Annotated in this window: 16 protein-coding genes and 1 tRNA gene; 5 read left to right on the top strand and 12 right to left on the bottom strand. The window is 47.1% G+C overall.

What is annotated here, in order from left to right:
* Positions 1–2 precede the first annotated feature (2 nt).
* Positions 3–491: a MarR family winged helix-turn-helix transcriptional regulator gene (locus tag LQ567_RS08685; RefSeq protein WP_231004111.1), complete on the top strand. Its 489-nt coding sequence runs from the start codon at positions 3–5 to the stop codon at positions 489–491.
* A 121-nt stretch (positions 492–612) separates the two neighbouring features.
* Here the strand turns inward: LQ567_RS08685 and LQ567_RS08690 are convergent, their stop codons facing one another.
* Complete coding sequence (locus LQ567_RS08690; RefSeq protein WP_231004112.1) at positions 613–1,263, bottom strand: TetR/AcrR family transcriptional regulator; 651 nt, start codon at positions 1,261–1,263, stop codon at positions 613–615.
* Between the two features lie 656 nt (positions 1,264–1,919).
* A tRNA-Ser gene (locus LQ567_RS08695) sits at positions 1,920–2,007 on the bottom strand.
* 508 nt (positions 2,008–2,515) lie between these two features.
* Here LQ567_RS08695 and LQ567_RS08700 point away from each other — a divergent pair.
* Positions 2,516–5,569 carry a ligand-binding sensor domain-containing protein gene (locus LQ567_RS08700; RefSeq protein ID WP_231004113.1) on the top strand — a complete coding sequence of 1,018 codons (3,054 nt, stop codon included), beginning with the start codon at positions 2,516–2,518 and terminating at the stop codon, positions 5,567–5,569.
* 161 nt (positions 5,570–5,730) lie between these two features.
* Here the strand turns inward: LQ567_RS08700 and LQ567_RS08705 are convergent, their stop codons facing one another.
* From LQ567_RS08705 to LQ567_RS08745, 9 genes are all read right to left on the bottom strand, one after another.
* Positions 5,731–7,464: an alpha-L-rhamnosidase-related protein gene (locus LQ567_RS08705; RefSeq protein WP_231004114.1), complete on the bottom strand. Its 1,734-nt coding sequence runs from the start codon at positions 7,462–7,464 to the stop codon at positions 5,731–5,733.
* Positions 7,465–7,515: 51 nt separating this feature from the next.
* Entirely contained in the window at positions 7,516–10,746 is a 3,231-nt protein-coding gene (locus LQ567_RS08710; RefSeq protein ID WP_231004115.1) for a glycosyl hydrolase, read from the bottom strand.
* A 115-nt stretch (positions 10,747–10,861) separates the two neighbouring features.
* A complete protein-coding gene (locus LQ567_RS08715) occupies positions 10,862–12,604 on the bottom strand; it encodes a hypothetical protein (RefSeq protein WP_231004116.1) in 1,743 nt (580 codons plus the stop codon).
* A 310-nt stretch (positions 12,605–12,914) separates the two neighbouring features.
* Positions 12,915–14,108 (bottom strand): hypothetical protein, encoded by a 1,194-nt coding sequence (locus LQ567_RS08720; protein WP_231004117.1) that lies wholly within the window; start codon positions 14,106–14,108, stop codon positions 12,915–12,917.
* 327 nt (positions 14,109–14,435) lie between these two features.
* Complete coding sequence (locus LQ567_RS08725) at positions 14,436–15,347, bottom strand: molybdate ABC transporter substrate-binding protein (protein ID WP_231004118.1); 912 nt, start codon at positions 15,345–15,347, stop codon at positions 14,436–14,438.
* Positions 15,348–15,471: 124 nt separating this feature from the next.
* Complete coding sequence (locus tag LQ567_RS08730) at positions 15,472–15,936, bottom strand: DsrE family protein (RefSeq protein ID WP_231004119.1); 465 nt, start codon at positions 15,934–15,936, stop codon at positions 15,472–15,474.
* A 23-nt stretch (positions 15,937–15,959) separates the two neighbouring features.
* Positions 15,960–16,970, bottom strand: a complete 1,011-nt coding sequence (locus LQ567_RS08735; protein ID WP_231004120.1) for a c-type cytochrome — start codon at positions 16,968–16,970, stop codon at positions 15,960–15,962.
* A 128-nt stretch (positions 16,971–17,098) separates the two neighbouring features.
* Positions 17,099–17,992, bottom strand: a complete 894-nt coding sequence (locus tag LQ567_RS08740) for a PPK2 family polyphosphate kinase (RefSeq protein WP_231004121.1) — start codon at positions 17,990–17,992, stop codon at positions 17,099–17,101.
* Positions 17,993–18,106: 114 nt separating this feature from the next.
* The gene (locus LQ567_RS08745; protein ID WP_231004122.1) at positions 18,107–18,997 is read right to left on the bottom strand and encodes a DMT family transporter; all 891 of its coding nucleotides are present in this window, start codon (positions 18,995–18,997) and stop codon (positions 18,107–18,109) included.
* Positions 18,998–19,093: 96 nt separating this feature from the next.
* Between LQ567_RS08745 and LQ567_RS08750 the strand changes: the two genes are divergently transcribed.
* The 3 genes from LQ567_RS08750 (at position 19,094) to LQ567_RS08760 (ending at position 22,177) form a co-directional block, all read left to right on the top strand.
* Positions 19,094–20,524, top strand: coding sequence for an arginine deiminase family protein (locus LQ567_RS08750; protein ID WP_231004123.1), 1,431 nt, complete (start codon positions 19,094–19,096; stop codon positions 20,522–20,524).
* Positions 20,525–20,643: 119 nt separating this feature from the next.
* A complete protein-coding gene (gene ctlX / locus LQ567_RS08755; RefSeq protein WP_231004124.1) occupies positions 20,644–21,573 on the top strand; it encodes a citrulline utilization hydrolase CtlX in 930 nt (309 codons plus the stop codon).
* Positions 21,574–21,583: 10 nt separating this feature from the next.
* Positions 21,584–22,177: a DUF1684 domain-containing protein gene (locus LQ567_RS08760; protein WP_231004125.1), complete on the top strand. Its 594-nt coding sequence runs from the start codon at positions 21,584–21,586 to the stop codon at positions 22,175–22,177.
* Here the strand turns inward: LQ567_RS08760 and LQ567_RS08765 are convergent.
* Positions 22,174–23,076 (bottom strand): SDR family oxidoreductase, encoded by a 903-nt coding sequence (locus LQ567_RS08765; RefSeq protein WP_231004126.1) that lies wholly within the window; start codon positions 23,074–23,076, stop codon positions 22,174–22,176. The genes LQ567_RS08760 and LQ567_RS08765 overlap by 4 nt on opposite strands.
* Positions 23,077–23,133: the final 57 nt, after the last annotated feature.

Below are 23,133 nucleotides of genomic sequence, written 5' to 3' on the forward strand. Positions count from 1 at the left end.
TAATGGATATTATTGATGAAGCCGGCATACTGGCACTGGCCACCCGCTTACAGCGACTAAGTGAGCGCTTCCGCAAACAAGGGCATGAAGTATACCGGGCATACGGTATTGACTTTGATCCCAAATGGTTTCCTGTGATCTATGCATTGCATAAAAAAAACGTACTGGGCGTTATGGAGCTGGCCGCGGAAATCGGCTATACCCATCCTTCTACCATCAGCCTTTTAAAAGAATTGGAGAAAAAAAAACTGATCCGGTCAAAAAAACATCCTGCCGACGAGCGGAAACGCCAGCTCAGCCTTTCCTCCCAGGGACAGGCCCTGGTTACAGCCATGCAGCCGGTATGGGAATTACTGGCACAGGCCATTACGCAAATAACAGATACCCGGAACAACCTGTTTAAATCCATTACAGAAGTGGAACAACGTCTGGGACAAACAGCCCTCACGGATGCCGCATTACAGATGCAACAAAAAAGAACCGGGCAATAGGGCATTGGTATTCCATCGTTCTGCTTAGAGGTTTGGGTTCTTAGGTGGCTGATGCCCCCATCTGTAGCGCGCCTGTTTACACAGCGGCACGGTTTCCGGTATGCGTGCGTGTCTAATGCCGCTATTGATTCCGGGTTCGCTCCGCCTCCTGGTAGCACCAGTAAATGATCTGTTCGATCGATTTAAAAAGCTGTTCTCTTCCCTTTTTGCTGGTAGCATCAATGCCGCAGATCGTATTGGTATTATACCGGGAGTGCAGGATAATATAATAAATAGCTGATACCAGCAGCGCATTCACAGCCCGGAAGTTTACGGCGGAACCCCTGAAATATTTGTCCGACAATTTGAACAGTTGTTCACCAAAGCGCTCCCGCTCATCCAGGATCTCCTGCAACAGGGGATTCTTCTCGCTCAGCTCCCACAGGATGATATGCTGCATTTCCGGCGAATGTTCCAGGAACGTGAATTGTCCTTTTAAGATCTCCACCACCTTGTTTGCCGGCAGATCAGCAAGGGGCGCCTGCTCGGTCAGCAACTCGGTACGCTTCCAGAAATCATTTTTTTTGAGATAGGCGTCGATTAATCCTCCCAGGCTACCAAAATAGTTATAGATCAGTTTTTTGTCGAGTTTTGCATGGGCCGCGATATGTTGCGCTTTCAGTGCCTTGTAACCATCTTTTTGAAGAATTGCGCCTACGGAATGCAGCAGTTTTTCCATGGACTTTAGCTTATCCCGCTTCGGCACCCGTGTATTTCTTTGTTCCGTTTTCATAGTAAACAAACTTCAGAAGCTGTTTTTGTAGCGAAGCCTGGTTCAAAAATGCTTCTGTTAGATGTATTAGAAATATTTTCAAAAAAAGCTGAATATTTATGAAAAATCAACAAAAATCTTGCATATTACACACATTTTCAGTCAATAAGGTATATTTTTTCAATTATCCGGAATTGCTTAATCGTTACAAGTCACCGTCCGTTGACTTATAACGATTAAAGATATACCTTTGCTTCATTCAAAACTGCAGATCCTGTAAAAAAATTTATTTTACAGCACCTGTTTTTTTTGATTTATATCATGTGCCGTTGCTAGTTAAAACAGGCCATCTAAGTGCTTTTGAGGCGGATTGGTAGCTACAGGTTGATTATAATGGATATGCTCTTATGCTTAGTATGTCCATTTTTTTTTGCTCTCTTGTGAACCATCTTTTAGAAGCCGTCCTTCCCCATAAATTCCCCCGGGCGCAGCCAACCAAAATAAAAACAGGACGATATTGTTATTGGATTACAAAGCTTTCTTCAAAAGGTACAACAGGTTTATGGTTGATTTTCTTTCTGTTTCGACCGTAGGGATGCCCGGCGTCTGGCGTTAGGGATTATCAGAAAGCATGCTATCTAAAAAAGAAGAAGCGCTGAATCAGCGCTTCTTCTTTTTGGCGGAGAGAGAGGGATTCGAACCCCCGGACCTGTTACAGTCAACGGTTTTCAAGACCGCCGCATTCGACCACTCTGCCATCTCTCCGCGGCAAAAGTAAGGGTTGGCAATTTGATGACAAAAAAATGTTATTGATTTTTTTCGGCTTCAGAATGGTGCCGGCTGTATAGCCCGTCCTGACTGCGTTTTACGGAACAAATCCTTCGGAAGCAAAAGGAAATGAAAAAACACATCGATGGGCAACAGGACTGATTTTCCATAGCACGCCCTTCCGCCGGCAAAAACAAACATCAACCTGCCAAAATGCAGCAAGATTAGAAGATGCGTTTTTTCTTCGTGTCAAAACAGGAAGCAGTCGTGCTGGGTGAACTGCCTCAAAGTGATCAAACATGCCGGCTTCTCCTATGATGTCTGAAGAACAATTATGCGCCGTTATCTCAAACAGGGTTTTGGGATCAATTCCTCCACCTTGCTCCTTCCACCCTCCGCGCTGTCATGCCTCTTTACCATTCATATTCCCTGAACGCAACGGCGTTTTCGGCACATACCATTATCATAATAACTCTATATTTGTATCCGACTTTTACTGCATGTTATGCATACTGACTATTTCCGTTTTTACTCAAAAAGGCAGCTAAAATACGGGGTGTTGATTTGCTGCTTTCTTTTTTTTCAAAGCGTGGTATATCCGCAAACCGGCTATGTAATCAAACAATACAATTCGGAGAACGGCTTGCCTCAAAATAGCGTTAAAGCCATTAAGTTTGATAAGAGCGGGTTTTGCTGGCTGGCTACAGAAGCCGGCATTGTCCGGTTTGATAACAACAACTTCAAGCAATATGGAAGTGAGGTTATAAAGGGGCTTAAAAGCGAGCGAATCGTGGCGATGATGACCGATACGGCCGGGAATATACTTGCGCAGGGCCTCGACTTCCAAAATATCAAAATAGCCGGATCCACCTCCCTGTATGCGTATGTACCAGCTTTAACGGATACGAATAATCCTAGCTTCGTTACTACAGGATACATTACTCCAAACGCGGTATTGGATAGTCTGTGGCAAACGATCTATAATACGACAACGATTCCTCTTGTAAAAATGCCGGCAGGACTGAAAAACGGAGATATCTATCTTTTCCAGGGGGGTAACGCCTATTTTATCCAAAAAAACAGGGTTGTAAAATTGAAGCGCAATGAAACGGAGCCCATCGGCAGTTTAATTCTCAATGATCATTATTTTTTACAGGTATGGCCCGGCAACCGGATAAGATGCTGGGATAATGGAGTTGAACAAACAGGACATATCAACGGAGCAATTGCCGGCAATAATGATTTCCTTAGTGGCAATTTTAAGACACTATGGTGCGAACAGGGCGCCTTTATATACGCCGGGGGAAACCTTTACGAGCTTTTCTACCGGAACGGAGTAGTAAACAGCAAGTGTGTTCTGAGCAACTTAAACCTGGAAATGCCGCTTTGTATCGCCTACCGGCCGGATCTCCGAACTTATTTCATCGGAACCGGTACACAGGGTTTGTACGCTATAAAAGTGTCGGATTTTATCTATCCCGAAATACCCCAACAATCGGGCCCGGAAAACTATTATACCATCGCAAAGACCTCTAAAGATGATATCGCGGTAAACAACGCACTGGTGCACCGGGATAACACATCCTTGTATGTGCCGTTGTATAACAGCGACAGCAGGGCAACCTATACCGATAGTACAGACAGGATCTATTATGAAACGAGTTTCCTGTTATCCCGGTACAACTCCAGAACCGGGATTGTAGACAGAAACCTGCTTCAGCTTGATAACCGGTTGATGGCAATTGTACCGCTTAACGAAGACGGTACATTATTGTTATGCACCCATTCCACTTTATATAAAGTAACAAGAGATGGAAACGTTATTTACCAGAAAAAACTTCCTACCGACATAGCAGCAACAGCGCTGGTACCCCTAAAAAACGGAACATACCTGCTGGCTACTTCCGGAGGACTAAAATGGTACAATCTGAAAAATCATACGATCTCCCGTTCGATACTTGATTCCTTTTCTATACGGACCGTTTATGAGGATAAACAAAACAGGTTATGGATCGGTACCGACGGAAAAGGCAGCTTCTTATATACAAACAATCAATTGTATCCATTAGCCCCGGGTCCCAGAGGTGCGTTCAAATCCATCCATGCTTTTATAGAAGACAATCGCGGAAACTTCTGGCTGCCTACCAATAACGGGTTATACAAAGTGCCGGTTAATGCACTGGCCGATTTTGCAACCGGCAAAACAAGTTCGGTTTTCTGGTTTACGTTTAATAAAGGAAACGGATTAAGAACCAATGAATTTAACGGAGGTGCAAATCCTAATTTTCAATGGCTGCAGGACAGCGCATTGATATTGCCATCCATTGATGGGTTGGTAAAATTTTACCCAAACAAACTTGCAACGGATTTCCCCCGGGAAAAAATTTTTATAGATGAAATAAGCATCGACGGTCAGCCGGTAATTTCAGACAGCATCCATGGAACCATCCGGTTGAAACCAACCTTTCAGACCTTGCATATTAAAATTGCCTGCCCCTTCTTTGGTAATAAGGACGATCTGAAACTGGAATACAAAATTGGCACGGCTATGGGGCAATGGATCCCGGTTTCCTCCTCAGGAGTTATTTCCATAAATACATTGCCCGCCGGCGACTACACATTACAGTTCCGGAAGGCGGGCAGTGATCAGCGAACACCCGGTGGCGGCATTGCCATCAATGTGGTGGTTACACCCTTCTTCTACAAAACAGGCTGGTTCTTTGCAGGCATCGTATTGTGCATCGTTTTCCTTGGATATTTATTCGCCAGGAGGCGCCTGGTGCAACTGGAAAAAGAGAAATTAAAAATCGAAAAAATCGTCGATCTCAGAACCGAAAAGTTAAGTACGGCCATACAACAGCTGGAACATTCAGAAATTGCCTTAAAAAAGAGCAATGAAGTTAAAGAACAAATCATTTCAACGGTGTTACATGATATCCGGTCACCGTTGTTTTCAATGAGAGTTACAGGAAAAGCCCTGGTTAAAAACTGGAAGGACAGCAACCAGGAAAATTTAAATCAGGTGATGGGGTTGAACCAGCTAATTGGTGAGCTAAGCCGCTTCACCGACCAGTTTTTTTCCTGGGCGGTAAGTCAGCAGGAACATTTTAAGGTAAAAAAAACACAGTTCCCGCTGCAGCAGGTTTTCGGAGACATTGAGGCATTGTTCAGGGAAATCTTACAAACAAATAATAATAAATTCTCCATACAGGAAACCGCGGTTCAGTTATATACCGATAGAGATATATTGATATTGATTCTGCGGAACCTGGTAGATAATGCCAACAAGAATACGGAAAATGGAACCATCAGCATAAAGGCGGTACCGATACCCGAAGGTTTGCAAATACAGATATCCGATACGGGAAAGGGCCTGAATGCATTCCAGATTGAAAACTTCCTGAGCAGGGATAAGGCTGTAAAAAACGGCAGAATGGGAAGTGCCATTATCCTGGAAATGCTGGATAAGATCGACGGAGTATTGTTTGTTACCTCCGGGCAAGAAAAAGGCGCGGTTTTCACCATTGCTTTAAAACAGGATCCGATAAAGAAGGGATAGGTGTTATACGGATTGCCTTCATCCAACGAATGGATGGCATTCAAAACGATGCATACAGGCAGGCATCCGGCAATAAAATTTCTCCTGCATGAGGCAAAAGACTCCGCCTCCAACAAAGAGCGGATGTATTCCAGGGCTATGCGGAAGACGCTTGTTGGCTTTTATCTCAAAATACGGATCCCCTTTGGCGCCCGCACCGTAGTAATCACTTTGCCCGTTTTATCTTTCGTATGCTTTACCCATATTACTCCCGACGCCGTGGGAAAGGTCCCCTCGGCAAAAGAAAGATCGCCCAGGTGGGGTTGTAACCGGAACACTTTTCCTCCGGGTTCTATGGCTTTTAGTCCTAATACATGTTCAGACAGCCATACCGTAGGACCCGATGCCCATCCATGACAAAAACTGTGACGGTGGCCTACATAACAGTAATCGCCATAAGCTGCATGCACATCTACTTTTCCGGCCGGTACCAACGCATCTATACGGGCGGCATTCTTCAGCCAGCCGATATCAAAATCTTCCCAGAACGTAGTGGCCCCTAAATCCAGCATACCGCCCCAATACTCCGAAATAATATCCATCGCCTCCTTGTATTTTCCGGCACTGGCCATTGCCTCCAGCATATAATATCCATAGAATGTAGAAAAATTCTTTGCTCCGCCTACAGACAGTACTGTGGAATAGGCCTGGCCGGCGTCCATCATTCCTACCAGCGAAAGCAGGGCGGCAGCCTGTTTGCTATTATTATGCGGCGGAACTATTTTCCGCATTTCAGCTACGGTTTCCCGGCATCGTTTCGCGGTTTCCACATCTCCCAGGATGGCACATAACGCGCCTCCCCGTTCAAGGCTCCATATCGTCATTGCCTGTAAACCGGCATGAATGGCAACGGAATCTTTGCTGGAAGGCCAGTCCAGGAAGCGGTTTCCATCCATTTGTTCGCTGCCATTCACAACTTTACCCATGATCTGTTTCAATAACCCCTGTAAATAGGGTTGTTGCTCCTTCAGGTAGCTGCGGTCGCCATGATGCATATACCAGTCATGCTGAATAATGATCCACCACATAGAATACGTACTGATCCCGCTCATCCAGCCGGGCAGTGGTGTGGTATTGCGGGCCAGGTCCAGGCTCCGGGGCACCACTTCATTATAGCCGAAAACGGAATTTACCGTAGATACTTCCGGATGCAGATCGCCCACCCATACCAGCCGGTCGCGTTTAATGCCATCCCACAGATAGTCCTGCATATTTAAATGAACCGTATACGCGCCTACCTCCCAGATCTTATTCAATCGCTCGTTACTGCTTTTAAACGAACCCAGGTACGGGATATCCCTGTACGTGGAAGCCATGCGCACTTCCTTCAAATGTATTTCAGCATTTGCATCCAGCAGATCAATTCTTGCAAAACGGAAACCCGATTCCCCGCTTTTTACTTTTCCCAGCCAGGGGATCATCAATTCAAAATCACGAATAGCATGATCGTTGGTGGACCCGTGTTCACCCAACGCCGCCATTGCTTCGCTAACGGATTCTCCAAAGCGGATGCGCACCTTTCTCGGATGATTGGGCGCCGGCCACATACCTGTTATCATTTCAAGCGCACCATTCATTTCCCGCCCGAAATCCAGCAGGATGCTGGCGGTATCTTTCCCTGATGTTTTCAATACAATTACATCGGCATTATTCAAACTCGCCTGCCCGATCCCTTTTTTTAACAAGCGCTCCGCTCCTGTAACCCGCCCCTGCTGCCAAACAATCCGTGTTGGGTATACATACTCCGTCACCAGCGGGCTTTTGAGCTTTTCCCCTGCCTGCTGTGCCACCATAACACCCGGGAACAGATACCATCCACAGATCCACAAAACAAGAAACCCTATGCTTTTTTTCATTCGTTTACTTTTAACTGATATTAGCAACCTTGCCGGTCTTCTTCCTTTTTATTAATATACTTCCAGTGTTACAGGTCCCGTTAACCCGGCTTTATGTAACGGACTCTTACTGTTGTACGGATTTACAATGGTCCACGTACTTCTTTTTTCCTGCGGCAGCTGCAAATCGCCGATCAGCCGGTTCACCCAGGTATTGACTACTTTAACCTGCAGGATATTTTTGCCGCTGGTTAAATAATCAGAAATATCCAGTTTATAGGGAGCCGTCCATACATTCCCCACTTCCCTGCCATTTACAGAAACCGTTCCTACCGCCACCAGCGCGCCCAGGTTCAGCATTACCTTTTGATTTTTAGCGGACGACAGGTCTGGCAATGCAATGGTATAGATCGCTGTACCTGAAAAATAATTGATCGCCGTATCCTTGTGTTTAGACCAATCGATCAATGTATTCATTTTAACTCCGAAGCTGTCCGTCACCGGGCTTTTGAATGCCACATCCCAGGTGCCGGTTACCGGTATAACGCTTTTGGGTACCGGAAAATTAAGTGCTCCTTTGTTCACGGCTGATTTCGATTTACGGAACAATATAAACGCACTTTCGAATTGATCCAGCTCCAGCGGCACGGTGATCTGGGTACCATTATCCGTAAACTCCGGCAATACCCGCATCGATCCTTTGACCGCATCCCATAGTTCCGGAATGCTACCTGAGGTGCGGAATGCGGGTTGGGCAGTTATTTTTTTATCAGACTGGTTGGCGATAAAATACAACTCGCCGTCTTTTAAAGTACGGTGCAGGTACACAATGGGGTCGTTCTTCTCCAGCTTTACATCCGGGAGCACAGAAAGGCGCTCCATAACTGCACCAAGCGTTAACCCATTTAAAACAATACCTTTTCCATATTTATTTTCCGTTTTGGCTTTTCCGTCAGCACCATTCCACATAGCCGCACCAATACGCTGTATTTCTTTATCAGCTTCTGCATAATTTTCCAAGCTGGGCGAACGCGTTGGTTGCGGTCCTAATACCACACCACCTTCTTTAACGAAGGCTTCCAATTTACGTAGTAATTCGGGCCGGATCGTTTCCAGCTTTGGAAGTACCAATACTTTATAGGAAAGTCCATCCGGCAGCGTGAAGCGACCGTTCTTCATCGTTATACGGTTTAGCAACACCTCCGCGTTTATATAATCGAAGGCATATCCCCTGGGCATGGCCGGATCCTGCACGCCCGTCATCTTGGGCGTATCCTCACCTATGAAGTAAGCAACATCCGCTACATAACGCCCCTGCTGTAACAGGTAGTTGCTCCTTTTTAAGTATTGCATAAAGCCCCCCATTTCATAAAACCAGGTATTGAAACGATTGAACTCGTTCCCGAACCAGGCATTTACACCCGGCAGTTTTCCTTCATATGGCTGATGGATATATACATGCAGCAATGTGTTATTAATGCCCTCTGCAAAAAAACGATCACCCCGCTCTTTAAACATGGCCGGGTAGCGGCCAAACGTATTGCCTCCGGCCGTAAATGATTCTGCTGATACTTTTGTTTTTCCGTAAATATGCGCGGCCGAAGCGGCAGCCCGGTTTTCAATATTCCCCAATTCGCCCTCGCTCCAAAACTCTCCTCCAATTTCATCGGATTGTCCGCCATACTGCAGGAACTCCCCGGGGAATCCCCAATGGCCATAATTTTCCAGCCAGATCCTCAACCCATGTTTATGACTGATATCGCGCAGGCCTCCTACATATTCATACGCCACCATATCAGCGATCAGTCTGCGCACATCCCATAAAAAGCGGTCCGACTGCTCCTGACTGCCAACGACAAACCCATGAAATACGGGCGAAAAAGGCACCGGGTCGTAGCCATATACTTTTTTAAACCTGGCTGCAAACGCGTCGGTCCAGTTTTGCCCGCCGGTTTCATAACTATCCTGCACGGCCACTTTAAATGACTTCCGGTCCTGCTCCGGTATCCTCCGTAAAACTTCCCCAACAAACGCATCAAAATGTGCCAGCACGTGCTCCTGGTTCATTTTATCAACTTCAAGCCCCACACCTTCCGGACTTGCCGGCCCGTTCGTTACACCAGTAGGTACCATTCCCGAATTTAAAATGATCCATGCACCTTCCGGAACATCCCATGTAAGCAACCCGCTCTTATCTACGTTGCCGGTAAGATCCAGCACCTCCTGCGGTTTTACCACGTAGGCGGCATCCTTTACAACCGCCTGCGATGCCCATTGATAATCGTGCCAGTAAGGAAGCGGTGTAGGATGCATCCGCACCAGCGTTTTTTCTTTAAAGCGTTCTACACGGGGGGCGGCGGCAATTTCCACTTCTGCGATCCCGGCATCGCCGTGTACGTTTTTGATCAGGATCCTGTAGGTACTTGCTTCAACGGCATCGAAAGAAACCGTTACCGGGGCAAATTGTTCAAATCCTACATTCAGGTTATTATTGCTCCGGTCTAACCGGAATGATTTAACGGGCACAAAGCCATTGCCCGTTGCTGCCTCCAGCACCACATCAAAACTCATATTGCGTTTAGCGGGATACACCGTAAGGCTTCTTGCTGTAAACGCCTTCGTTGCTGTAATGGTAATTTCATTGATATTATCTTTTGTTAACGCAACTTCGGTGTTTACATCCTTATCAAAGACGTGTTGCAGCTCCTGGTTTTTCAGATTCGACTGAAGCCGGGGATGCAGTGCTGCAATGGTTAATCCATAATCCCTGGGGGCCCGAAAGGCCAGCACATGTACCGGTTGAAAATCGTTGTGCGGAACCGGTAACTTCGCCTGAAACCGGCCGCCACCCTTCACCAGAGTATCTGTGGTTGCCAGGTAGCGCATGGCCTGGCCCGGCTTTACCCAGGGCCCGCCAGATTGACTCCAGCCAGGACTATTAAACAGACCGATATCGATATGAAGTTCGGTGGCCGTTTTTAAAGCCGTATGCAAAATATCCCACCATTCGTCTGTAAAAATCTTCACCTTCCCATATGCATTTCCCGGCAGGTCATTTAACCCTATATTACCGATAAATGCCCGGTTGATGCCCACCGCTTTCATCGCCTGCAGGTCCTTCACCACGCCTTCTTTTGAAATATTGTCGGATATCCAGTACCAGTACACACTGGTTTGAATGGAATCCGGGGCAGTTGCAAATACCCGCTCCATACGATTCCAATCGCTGCTCTTTTTGGCAGTGCTGCATGCTCCCAACAATAAAAAACAAAACCCCGTCAGGTATAAATGGCAAACTCTCATAACGAATATTTCTCCGGTGCTTACAAATAAATTAAATTTCGGTCACACAACCGTCCTGTTCTTCCCTGTATGAAAAAGCATTACGCCACTGCTTTCCGGCACGGGCATGCGGCGACTATTCCAGATACAACAGCAGATTCATCCGGCCTCCGGGCGCGGTATCGCCATTGGTATACCAATCCAGGGGATCCGCCTTCTGCATATTGTCGGACCACTTTAACTCTAAGTATACATCCTTATGGGGAAGGCCCATCACCGAATACGGAATGTCCACCATCAGCTGGTTGCCCTGCTTCATGGAACTTACCGTAGCAACGGTTTTCCATGTTTGATTAATAAACCGCTGCAAATGATTTCCGGCAACCACCCGGTAATCATATCCCAGCCAGCCGGAAGTATAGGATTGATCTGTATTTAACCAAAGCGTCATCCAGTTATCGCCCGTAACAGCTGTTAACGTATCCACGGTGTTGATATAAAAGTACAGCCGGTCTTTTCCTGCAGCAACCTTTACCGTTTTTAAATCATTTCGTCCGGTGGTATTGGTATAAACAATGGCTGGTTCCGTTTGAGCCCCCGGATGTGAGCGATGCAGGGTATCCCCTACATAATCTTCATATACCGCAGGCACCTGGCTCCAGTCGCCCCAGTTGCGGATCCCTTCTTTTTTAAATACCGCCGGTGTTTTAGCTATGCCTTTATAGCGCCGGATATTTGCAGCAAGCTGCATATAATAATTGTCGCGCAATCCGGCCGTTAACGAGGGTTCAATATCCCTGCTGTATTCCGGACTGGCCTGATCTACAAACAATGCGTGGTTTTTATTTCCGGATTGCCGTTTCCATTTACCCGCGATCCATTCGTTCCATCCCGTAACAAATATAAACGGCACATCCTGGCTGATTGCAAAATCCCACTGCTCCTGGATATTGTATCCATAACACATATCCTTCTCCGGGTTACCGGGCGTACCTTGCCGAAAGCTGCGGCCCCAGTTTCCCGCCGCGCCATAAAAAGCAGATCCACCCATGGATGCATCCAGGTTAGGATGTTGTGCAGTAGAAACATTAATGATTTCTTTTTGCCCTTTTTTATTATAGTAAACCTGTTGCGGACGCTGAAATTCGATCCAGGGCCAGCCATTTGTTTTTTTCCCTTCGGTAGGCCACTGCGACTCGCGGAAGGTAAAAAAATGTTCATAGTCTTTTCCCTTTGCCGCCGCAGACAAACCGATGACCAAGGGCTTTCCATCAAGATAAAACCAGCATTGCGGATAACGGTACCGGGCACCTTCTTTATAATAGGTATTAAAAATTTCCTGCATTGCAGTACCGGAAGCTGTATTTGTATAATACACCACTTTAGGTGGCTTTCTCCCCTGCGCACTGATGGCCGCTATGGCCTTAAAAAGTACCGCCGATTGTTCCGGGTACACCAACCCGTTTGTGGCATCAATCACTAAAAAATCAACGCCGGCATCCGTCAGCAATTGCATATTTTTCAAATGCACCCAATAATCATCGCCCCTGTAATACCCGTACACCGGCGCTCCCCAGAAATAGTACCTTCCGGCAATACCCGCACCGCCACCCCAACCGGGATGATTGAAATCGTGAAACACTTCCGGTGTTTTCAAATAGATTTCACTAAGGTCCCAAACCCGTTCAGCCGTTGGTGAATGTACATCACCCTGCCATAGAAAATAAAAGATCCCTACCTGCTTTTGCGGGTTACTGTTACCTACCGCATCATGCAGCGGCAACACCCGTCCCAGATCATCAACACCACTAAACACCTGGCACCGGGATGCAAGCCCGGAACAACATAAAAAAGCAAAGCAAATAAACAATCGTATCACCGGTTATTATTTTTTATTGATGCGCCACCGTTCAAAGCATGTTATACCTTATAAGCAACCGGCCGATGACGTTTGGCGCACGCGCAACAGTGAACGCGATCAAAGCAATGCTTGCTGATTACAAAGGCTCCCGCAGGCAACAGGATGGCAAACACTTAATTGAAGCTGCAGGATCCACGAATAAATAAAACTTGCCTGATATAACTGTCCTGTACTTACCTGAAGAGGCACCCTTTTATTAAAAAGGATGCCTCTTAATTCCTTCCCGGGAAGTTCTCCATCGTTCTATCTTATAAGAAAGATCGTTTTATCAGGGCATTTCGCAAACCTTCCAGTTCATAGTTTCTGCATAGCTCGTTGCACCCGCAAACGCGATTCCGGAGGCCGAACTCAGGTTGGCGGCACCATACCCAAAAACCAATACTTTTCCTGCCTGCTTTGTACTAAGCGGAGAAGTAAAGGTGGCGTCCTCATTCAACATCGAAAACATAACAAAGGTTACCGGGGAGCAAATTGTTCTTGAACTGCGCCAGTGTTCCAATTGATCTTCAAAAACGGGTGTTTCATAGTAGCTGGCCAATGAAGTGCCCAGAACGGAAGTTGCATAGGCAGTACCGCCCCAGTCATACACCAGGGTACTTTGTAAGCGCCTGGAGTCAAGAGGGAACCTTCCCGGAATATGAAAAGAATCGAGTGTGATCCCTATTTCAGAACGCGAGCCCCAGGGGCCCTGTGTGTCTGTTTTGGTATCAAGTCCGCAATAAGGACTACCGGTATTTGTAAAATTACGGTCGCTGCGGTGCGACCCCGTTCCGATCCCGGATTTGTAATTATCAAAGAGGAAGAAAGAGGTAGGAATAGCGCTAACGCATAAAAAGGGATTGGGATCATCGGGTTTGGATATCGGTGGCGTTGAAACCGGGGGCTCACTGCTGCCTCCCGGCGAATAAGGCTGAACCGGGTTTTGCACAATCAGCTGGAACCGGAGAAATTCGTCAAACCGGATCATATCCCTTACGGATGCAGGAAACACTTCCCTTATTTTTGACTGGTAGTACGGTTCGTCAACTTTAGCCTCCTCCCAGATCTTCTTTATAAACGGGTAATATGCTTTTGAAACATAATCCGCTTTTGACTTTTTTTCATCGAATGTTTTTGCATCTGCAATCGCCTTTATAGCCACCTGATACCCTTTATAAATATCCGGTTCTGCCTCCATCTGCTTACGAAGATCTGCAACCACCGGTGCCACGATGTCCGATATCTTTTTTACAACGGCCTCCTGATCACTTGCTGCTGCGATCCGCATGGCGTCCAGGGATTGATTACTGAAAATGGTTTTGCTTCCGGTTGAATCGATTTTGTACAGCTCCTTACGGCTGAAGGCCATGCTTCTTTCATTGCCTGCAGACCCGGCCGCTTCATTTTTGAAAGCCGTTTTTTGGCAGGCCGTCTGTCCTAAAACAATAGCGGCAAATAAAAGGGGGTAAACTATTTTTTTCATTTTCTGGATTTTGTGATGTAAAAATAGCCGGATGAGAAAGCCATGTCAATCCATAAAAAACATGATTTTTTAAACCTCCCGGCTTACAGCACAAAGCCAATACCGGCTCAATGCCTGATGATTGATGCCGTTGATAGCTGTTATTTTCAAAGCGACGATTATTTTCATATCGTAGCATATATAAAAAAGGAAGCTCGTCTGGCTTCCTTTTTTACGGGACTTTAAAGCAGCCCATGCGGATAGGAAAACCGGCACGGTTTATTTTCTTTTCCGGCAATACCAGCATTTCACAGCAAGGCAGATCCCGGGATCGCTGGAGCAGGTTATCTAGGGTGTGGTAAATCCATATTTCTTATAGATCGTTTTTGCGGTTTTGCCTTGCAGGAACTGCATGAAATCCTTTGCTGCCTGTGGATGCGGTGCCGTTTTCAGCCGGCCGGCCATATACGTTGCCTGGATATTTTCCTGGTCCGGGATGGTGACCAATGCTATGGGATGCTGCAACAAGGTTTGATAATAGGCTTCGGAGTACCAAACGGGGCCGGCATCACTTTTCCCATAAAGGAGCTGCATGGGCGTTTGCCGGTGATGGATCTGGGTGAGCCAGGTGCTGCCATCTTTTACTTTTTCGTTCATGATCACCTGCTTTAGCGCTTCGCCACCGGCCTTTACATAGGCTGCCTCGATCCGTTTCCCGATCCCTTCAAATTCCGGGTTGGGCATAGCGATCCGTACATCTTTCCGCCCCAGGTCTTTCAGCCCTTTTATATTTTTAGGATTTCCTTTCTGAACCATAATCGCCAGTTTATTGTAGGCATAGACTACCGTATCGCTAAACAGCTGTGCCATGGCGTCGATCCGGGTTTTACCGGCGGTATATACATCCGGCTTCAGGGTTATGCGCAGGTTCCCCATTGTTAAAGATCCGCTTTCGATCTGCTTTGCCAGGATCCCCGGAGGTAATGTTTCTGCAAACACCCGTGTATAACGGGGATATGCTTTCTTAAAAGCCGCAATCAACTCATCAATACACATAAACTGGTTACCTGCAAAAAACACGACCAGCTGCGGGTCGTTAATGTCTCCATACAGGTCCGGTACATTATCCACACCCGGCACCGTAAACATAACCCCGCTCTGAGGAGGTGTGTTCCAGGGCGGATCAAAACGATGTTCCTGTGCCACCGCGGCCGTATACAGCTGGCAACACACCAGCAGTAGCATCCATTTTCTTTTCATCGGTAAATTTTAAATTATAGGTTTTTTGAAGTGGTAGCCCCATCGCCGGCGCATGCGGCATGGTATTCCCTGCACCGGCACCATAATGCCGGTTGGTACGGATTTTACAGCGCAACCGTTCCGGTCAGGGTTTAATTACGGACCAGCCTTCTGCCTGCCGCAGGATCAGCTCACCGTTGCCACTGGGCACGATCCCGATAAAATCATAGATCTTTTCCCGTTCTATATTCCGTTCGTGCAGCGTATTGGCACATTGCGCCACGATTACACCTTTTTGCACCAGGCTTCTGAGGGTTTCTTCATACTTGCTGCCCTTAAGATACGCATCCGTTCCCCCGCTGAACGCCACCAGCTCGGCCTGCAGCTTTCCTTTCAGCCGCGGATCGTTTAATGCGTTGTTGAGGTTGCGGAGCACTTTTTCAATGATCTTAGGATCCCCGCTATCCATCTGATAAATCACCCGGTATTGCTTTTTTGTTGCCACGGCACCGGTAAAATTCCGGTTCTGCGCTTCTGTTTTTGTCAATTGCTGTGCGTGTACCATTATCGTCAGCACCAGGCCTCCCATGATCATCAAAATCTGCTTCATTATTTAAGTTTTTAATCCAGTGTTTATTTTATTGTTTCTACCCGGCTTTTTGCAGCGGCCTGTGCAATGGCTATCGGGCCATAAGGTCCGTATTTATGCTGCTCCTGGGAAAAGCTGTCGATATACGGGCCGTAAGGCGCATCCAGCGGCTTCTTGCTCAGGATCTTCCAGTCTTCATGCTGATCGAACAGCGGGCGGGCATGGCTGTTGATATACGCCGCGATGTCCCAGGCCTCTTCATCCGTAAGTTGCGGATCGCGATAAGTGGTTCCCAGCGGCATGTTATTTTTTATAAACCCGGCCATGCTACCCAGGCGAAACAGCCCTGCGCCGTCATTAAAGCTATGATTCCCCCATAAGGGCGGATACAGGTAACCGGTGCCTTCCGGGTTTGGAGCGCCATTTCCGTCTGCACCATGACAACTAACGCATTTTACCTGGTATACAGACTGGCCCCGCCGTGGATCGGCCGCCCGGTTCATAAACGGAAGTTTCATTATAGAGGTGCCTGCAAACACTTTGCCCTTGGGAACGCCGTCGCCGACCCATTTGATATAAGCATAGATCGCCTGCATTTCCCTGGAAGCGGTATCCAGTTTTTCTCCGTTCAGGCTGCGTTGAAAGCAGTCATTCACCCGCTCATAAATATCCTGGATGCCATTGTTTCGTGCCCGGTACAAGGGATAGGTGGCAAACACCTTTCCAAAATTATTTCCAAAGGGTACGGTACCGCCTTTGAGATGACAGTTCTGACAATTCATGCCATTGGTTAATGCAGCAACGGTTCCTTTCGGTCCGAGGTAATAGGAAGTATTTGCGATCAGCTCATACCCGTACCGGATCTCCTGTCCTTCTTCGGTATAGTCCGGGATCTGGTATTGATTCCAGCCCGTCCATACTTCCCCTTCGGAAGCAATGGTCCCCGCCTTTGCTTTTGAAGCGGTGCCCCCCGTTTTGCTCCTGCATCCGCCACCTGCGAGCACGGCTATGATCATTGCCAAAAATATTATTGCCGGTATCCAAAACGCTTTCATATAAGCCTGTTTAAGCAACAAAACTAAGCTGCATTTCAGAAGAAAGGAAATGAATAAACCCAATTGGCCATAATTTCAAGTTATACTAAACAAGTCTACTATTCAAATAGGATATCGCAGACTCCGGATCATTTCCCTCCCGGTGCTGCCTGCTCCAGCTGTAACCGGTACTGCTGCACATGTTCCGTTATTTCCGGTCCGGGCTCGGGATACCTAACATCCTTATAGGTTTTTAAGCGCTCCAGGAGAATGGAAGCAACCAGGTAACGGCAGATGTCCTTATCATCCGCGGGGATCGCATACCAGGGCGCCGTTGCCGGGCTTGTATGACGGATCGCGTCTTCATAACAGTCCATATAGCGGTCCCATAATGCCCGTTCGGCCAGGTCGCCGGGTGAAAATTTCCACTGGTGTTTTTGTTTATCCAGTCTGCGGAGCAGTCTTGCTTTTTGCTCGTCTTTACCGAGATGCAGGAAGAACTTAAACAGGATGGTTCCGTTGTTCACCAGCTGTTGCTCAAAATGATTGATCTGTTCAAAGCGTTTTTTCCAGAAGTCTTTCGGAAGGTCGCTCACAGCTTCAATCCCCGGCATATTTTCTTTGAGCAGGTATTCCGGATGCACTCTTGTAACCAGTACATTTTCGTAATGGGTTCGGTTGAACACACCAAACTTGCCTTTCTCGGGCAATGCAATAGCATGCCGCCACAAATAATCGTGCTGCAGCTCCAGCGCCGAAGGCGTTTTAAAACTATTCACCTGCACACCCCGCACATTGAACGCCTTAAATACCTGCCGGATCAAACTGTCTTTGCCGGCCGTATCCATTCCCTGCAGGCACACCAGCACACTGTACCGGTTATGCGCATATAGCTTTTCCTGGAAAGCACTCAGTTCTTTGCGGATATCCTTCAGTGCATCCCTGGCGTCGTCCGCTTTTATCCGGTCTGAAATATCCGTTGGATGATCAGCGCATTTAAAGTTGTCCGATACCTTGAATTGTTTTCCGAACCCTGTTTTCATATGTCTTTTTTTTGCTACGGGAAGATACACTATTCAAAATTCTAAATACAAAATTTTAAATTCCAACGGGGACCTGAAACAAGCTTTCAGCAATCGGCATTCGGCATTCAGCGTTCAGCTAATATTGTCGCTTTTCCGCCGGTTATTCCGTTTGAGGATCACGGCGTGCAGGATCAATGTAAGACTGATAATTGTAAAGCCCAGGTAGAAGCCGTTATTCAGTGATTTGTTTTCTTTCAAAATAACAAATGCCATCAGGATCCCATACAACGGTTCCAGGTTGTACGACAGGCTTACTGTAAAGGCAGAAAGCTTTTTCAGTGCGCTCATGGAGAATTGGAAGGCCACTACCGAACAAAGCCAGGCCAGTACCAGCAGCCATAAAAAATCGGGCAGTGAGGGCAACAGGGTTGTTACCGGAAACAGGTGCAGATACAGCGGCATTACCATGGAAAGGGTGATAAATCCGCCGGTCATCTGCCAGGTAAGTACCGTTTGCATATTGGTGCGTTTCATCGAAAATTTCAACAGGATCGGGAATAAGGCGGCAAAGAAAGAGGAAATAAATCCCAGTATAATCCCCAGCTTGTATTGTGCATCAAAATGAAAGATGAGATAAATTCCGAATACCGAACAAAGTCCCAATATCAATTCGGTTTTCTTAATCGGCACCCGGTTAAGGAGCGGCTCAAGAATGGCGGAGAAGAAACCAACGGCTGAAAGGCAAACCAGGCCGATGGAAACATTTCCATACTTGATGGAAGCATAAAAAAATACCCAATGCAGGGCCGACAAAAAACCGATACCGCAGATCTTCAGCGCCTCTTTTGCCGGCAGCCGCTGTAGCTTTCCGGTGGCCCACATCAGCACCCAAAGCGTCACCGCCGCAATCATCAGCCGGTACCATACCAGCAAACCTTCATTGAGCGTAATCAACTCACCCAAAAGGCCCGTAAAACCAGCCAGCAACACCGCAATATGCAATTGTAAAAACGCTTTTTTCATCCGGTGTGCAAGCTAATTAAATTACAGAACTTTGATCACAAACATTCATTGCCTTATTTTTGTTAATAACAGACGTTAGCGTTTTAATCATCTTATATGCAGATAAATGTTACTTCGGAGATTGGTTTATTGAAGAAATTGCTGGTTCACAGTCCGGATAGCGGCATCGGGAAAGTGATTCCCTCAAAAGCGCAGGACTGGTTGTTTGAAGACATTGTACACCTCAACACCATTCGTCGCAAAGAGTACGATTATTATACCAAACTGTTATTGTACTTCCTGGACCCGGCACTGATAAAAGGACGTTTAAAAGCGATAGACGATCCCAAAAATGATTACCGTTTTTTTAAACCCGGCAGTGCGGGCTTCCATCATTCAAAAAATGTGATTGAGATCGAAGTACTGCTGGCGGAAATACTCCGGAACGCTGCCATCCGGCAAAAGCTGGTGGCCTCGGTTTGTGCCATCGAAAACTGTTCGTACAATACCCAGGAAATGCTGCTGACACAAAAACCGGAGGAACTGGCCCGGATCTTTATCAGTGGCACCGGCACCAACCTGGAAATGCTGTTTCCGCCCGTACCGAATTTTATTTTCACCCGGGACATCGGCATTGTGATCAAGGATCATATCCTTTTAAATAAGCCCGCTAAAAAGGCGCGCCTGCGCGAAGCGCTGCTGATGAAATATATTTTCTTCAATCACCCGCTGTTTAAAGATTACCGGAACAATATTATTGAGCTTTCCGACAGTCCTTATCATTTCCTCCTGCCGGTAGATGCCGATCAATACAATGTAACGCTGGAAGGCGGTGATGTAATGGTGGTAAGCAGCCAGCATGTAGTCATCGGCATCAGCGAGCGTACCAGTATGGCAGCGGCCCACCAGGTGGCCACCACGCTTTTTAAAAAGAACATCGTTAGTAAGGTAACCCTGGTGCAGATCCCCCAGAAACGGGAATATATGCATATCGACACCATCTTTACACAGGTAAAAAAAGATACCTGGGTGATGTTGGGCGCCTTTTCAAAAAAGCAGGCAAAAAAAGAAATGAGCGACCTGATCTTAAGAGCTATCGAGGATCAGAAACCGGAAACGGCTGTTTCCATAACCCAGTTCCGAAAGGATAATATTTCAAAGCCGGTTCGTTTTGCCAGCCTGGAAGACCTGTTGGTGGATATCAGCAAAAAAGACCTGAAGGTAAAAGGTCCGGTAAGGATCATTCATTCCGGTAACGATGAATTTCCTTTTGACCTGCGCGAGCAGTGGACGGACAGCTGTAACCTGCTGGCCCTGAAAGATGGCGTGGTAGTGGGTTACGACCGGAACGACAAAACACTGGAGGCCTTCCGGAAAGCAGGTTTTGCCATTATCGACATTAAAACATTGCTTCCGCAACTGGAAAGCGGGGCCGTGCATCCGCAAAAGCTGAAGGACACATTCATTACCATTCCTTCCGCAGAGCTTTCCCGGGCCCGCGGTGGCTTTCATTGTATGAGCATGCCCCTGTTACGGGAAACACTATAGGAATGATTTTTGAATATGTTTCCTCATGACAAAAATTAAGGAGCCTTTTATTCATCACCGGCCGGAACTATAACGGTTAAACCTTTTTTCTTTAAACAGTTGTTCATTTATTAACAGATATGCAAACAACCGCTCACTTACTGATGATCCGGCCCATCGCCTTTGGTTTTAATGCCGAAACGGCCGTAAATAATGCGTTTCAAAAAGAGAACACCGACTGGAATGTCAACGAAAAGGCTCAGGAAGAGTTCGACCAGCTGGTGGCGCTACTCCGCCGCCATCAGATCGATGTACAGGTGATACAGGATCAGCCCCAACCCTATACCCCCGATTCGGTTTTTCCCAATAACTGGATCTCTATGCATAACGACGGACAGATCGTACTCTATCCTATGTTTGCGGCCAACCGGAGAACAGAACGGGACAAAGGTGTGGTGCATCAATTGATGGAACAATTCATTATTTATTCCAAGGTAGATCTTACCGGTTATGAAAAAGAACAACGTTTCCTGGAAGGAACCGGCAGCATGGTACTGGACCGCATACACCAGAAAGCCTATGCCTGCCTCTCACCCCGCACGGATGAACAGGTACTACTGGATTTTTGCGGGGTACTCGATTTTACCCCGGTAACCTTTCATGCAACGGATGCCAGCGGTACGCCGATTTACCACACCAACGTAATGATGAGCGTGGCTGAGGATTATGCAATTATTGCCATCGACAGTATTCCGGATAAAGCAGAGCGGGCGCAGGTATTGCAGTCGCTTACGGATACCGGTAAAGAAATCATCCCTATCAGTCTTGAGCAAATGGAACATTTTGCAGGCAACGCGCTGCAGGTAAGGAATACCGAAGGCCAGCGGTTCCTGGTGATGTCTTCTGCCGCATACCATTCCTTATCCGACACACAAAAACAACGGCTGGAAAACTATAACCCTATTTTACACGCGCCGCTGACCACCATCGAACAAAACGGCGGCGGCAGCGCCCGTTGTATGATCGCAGAAGTATTTCTTCCGCTGCAACCGGCACCGCATCCCCATTAAAAACACATATATGAAACAGGCCTTTCTTTATCTGGCAGCATGGTGTATATCCCTTGCAGCGCATGCACAGGATGCTTACAAAGACAGCATCGACCGTTTTATAACAGACTATGTAAAAAACCACCAGGTTGTTACCGGTGCGGAAAAACAATACTTCCGTTTTTTTCCTGCAGATGAACGCTACCGGGTGACGGCTCATTTTCAAAAAGAAGCGAAAAGCTACTGGTTTCCGGTGCCCACCTCCAGTGGCAAGCCCAAACAATACCGCGTTTATGGATGGCTGCTGTTTACATTGAACGGGAGCCCGCAAAAACTGGCCGTTTACCAGTCTCAATTGCTCCTGCAGAAGGAGGAATATTTCGATTATCTGTTCCTTCCCTTTAAAGACGCCACCAACGGCAAAGAGAGCTATGAAACCGGCCGCTACATTGATCTCAAAACCACAGACATTAAAAACGATGCCGTGATTCTGGACTTTAATAAAGCCTATAACCCTTATTGCGCCTACGTTAGCACCGGTTATAGTTGTCCCTTTCCGCCGAAGGAAAATCACTTAAAAGTTGCGGTGAACGCCGGCGAAAAACAATTTGCCCGGGAACATTAAGCACCGGCGGCTCCGGAAAGCGTCTGCTCCATTCCTTTGCCGAACGAGAGCGGTGTATAGTTCAGCAACTGCTGCGCCTTGGAAATATCCAGTCCGCTTTTTAACGGACGTTGTGCCAGCGCCGGCAGATCGGCCGTGCGTACCGGTTTTAGCTGATGTGCATGAATACCTAAAAAGGCGGCCACATCCATTGCCATCTGGTAAGGCGAACGGACGTCTTTCCCGCAAAGATGAAATACACCGGTTGCTTTTTTTTCTATAATGGCGGCAATTCCCTTTGCCAGATCCGGGGCATAGGTAGGAGTACGCTCCTGGTCGTCGGTAAGCGAATAGGCTTCATTGTTCCGGAGTTTTTTTGCGATCATTGTTACAAAGCAATCCCGGCCATACAGCGGCTTCCCGTACACAAATACCGTACGTACAATTGCCCATTCGTATGCATATGCTTTTACAGCATCCTCGGCTTCCAGCTTGGTACGGCCATAATAACTGATCGGATCTGCGGGATCATCCTCCCGGTGCATACCCGTCTTTCCGTTGAAAATAAAATCGGTAGACAGGAAAATAAAAAAGCTTTTATAATCAGCTGCGTTCAGGAGCAATTGCAGGGTTCCTGCGGTGTTTATCTTATAGGCCTCCGCCTGGTTCAGCTCACAATCATCGGGCTTGCTCATGGCACCGCTATGCACTACCACATCCGGCTGCACCGCTTCAAAAACCGCATCCAGCATATACGGATCGGTAAAATCCAGCTGGATAAACCGGTACCCCGGATGCCCATCAAATGCCGACAGATCCGGCGTTCTGGAAGACGCAAAGACCTGGTGGCCGGCATCCAGTAACTGCTGCACTACATAACTCCCTACTAAACCGTTTGAACCTGTTACTAAAATTTTCATGGTACAATAATACCAACATAAAATGGAAATGCGATTGGGATTTGAGATTTCAGATTC

It is taken from the genome of Niabella pedocola (genome assembly GCF_021044425.1).
In the GTDB taxonomy this organism is placed as follows: domain Bacteria; phylum Bacteroidota; class Bacteroidia; order Chitinophagales; family Chitinophagaceae; genus Niabella; species Niabella pedocola.

Bases quoted from the DNA above. Each gene is read 5' to 3' on its own strand.
- LQ567_RS08685 (WP_231004111.1), top strand. From the start codon at position 3: ATGGATATTATTGATGAAGCCGGCATACTGGCACTGGCCACCCGCTTA.
- LQ567_RS08690 (WP_231004112.1), bottom strand. From the start codon at position 1,263: ATGAAAACGGAACAAAGAAATACACGGGTGCCGAAGCGGGATAAGCTA.
- LQ567_RS08700 (WP_231004113.1), top strand. From the start codon at position 2,516: ATGCATACTGACTATTTCCGTTTTTACTCAAAAAGGCAGCTAAAATAC.
- LQ567_RS08705 (WP_231004114.1), bottom strand. From the start codon at position 7,464: ATGAAAAAAAGCATAGGGTTTCTTGTTTTGTGGATCTGTGGATGGTAT.
- LQ567_RS08710 (WP_231004115.1), bottom strand. From the start codon at position 10,746: ATGAGAGTTTGCCATTTATACCTGACGGGGTTTTGTTTTTTATTGTTG.
- LQ567_RS08720 (WP_231004117.1), bottom strand. From the start codon at position 14,108: ATGAAAAAAATAGTTTACCCCCTTTTATTTGCCGCTATTGTTTTAGGA.
- LQ567_RS08725 (WP_231004118.1), bottom strand. From the start codon at position 15,347: ATGAAAAGAAAATGGATGCTACTGCTGGTGTGTTGCCAGCTGTATACG.
- LQ567_RS08730 (WP_231004119.1), bottom strand. From the start codon at position 15,936: ATGAAGCAGATTTTGATGATCATGGGAGGCCTGGTGCTGACGATAATG.
- LQ567_RS08735 (WP_231004120.1), bottom strand. From the start codon at position 16,970: ATGAAAGCGTTTTGGATACCGGCAATAATATTTTTGGCAATGATCATA.
- LQ567_RS08740 (WP_231004121.1), bottom strand. From the start codon at position 17,992: ATGAAAACAGGGTTCGGAAAACAATTCAAGGTATCGGACAACTTTAAA.
- LQ567_RS08745 (WP_231004122.1), bottom strand. From the start codon at position 18,997: ATGAAAAAAGCGTTTTTACAATTGCATATTGCGGTGTTGCTGGCTGGT.
- LQ567_RS08750 (WP_231004123.1), top strand. From the start codon at position 19,094: ATGCAGATAAATGTTACTTCGGAGATTGGTTTATTGAAGAAATTGCTG.
- ctlX (WP_231004124.1), top strand. From the start codon at position 20,644: ATGCAAACAACCGCTCACTTACTGATGATCCGGCCCATCGCCTTTGGT.
- LQ567_RS08760 (WP_231004125.1), top strand. From the start codon at position 21,584: ATGAAACAGGCCTTTCTTTATCTGGCAGCATGGTGTATATCCCTTGCA.
- LQ567_RS08765 (WP_231004126.1), bottom strand. From the start codon at position 23,076: ATGAAAATTTTAGTAACAGGTTCAAACGGTTTAGTAGGGAGTTATGTA.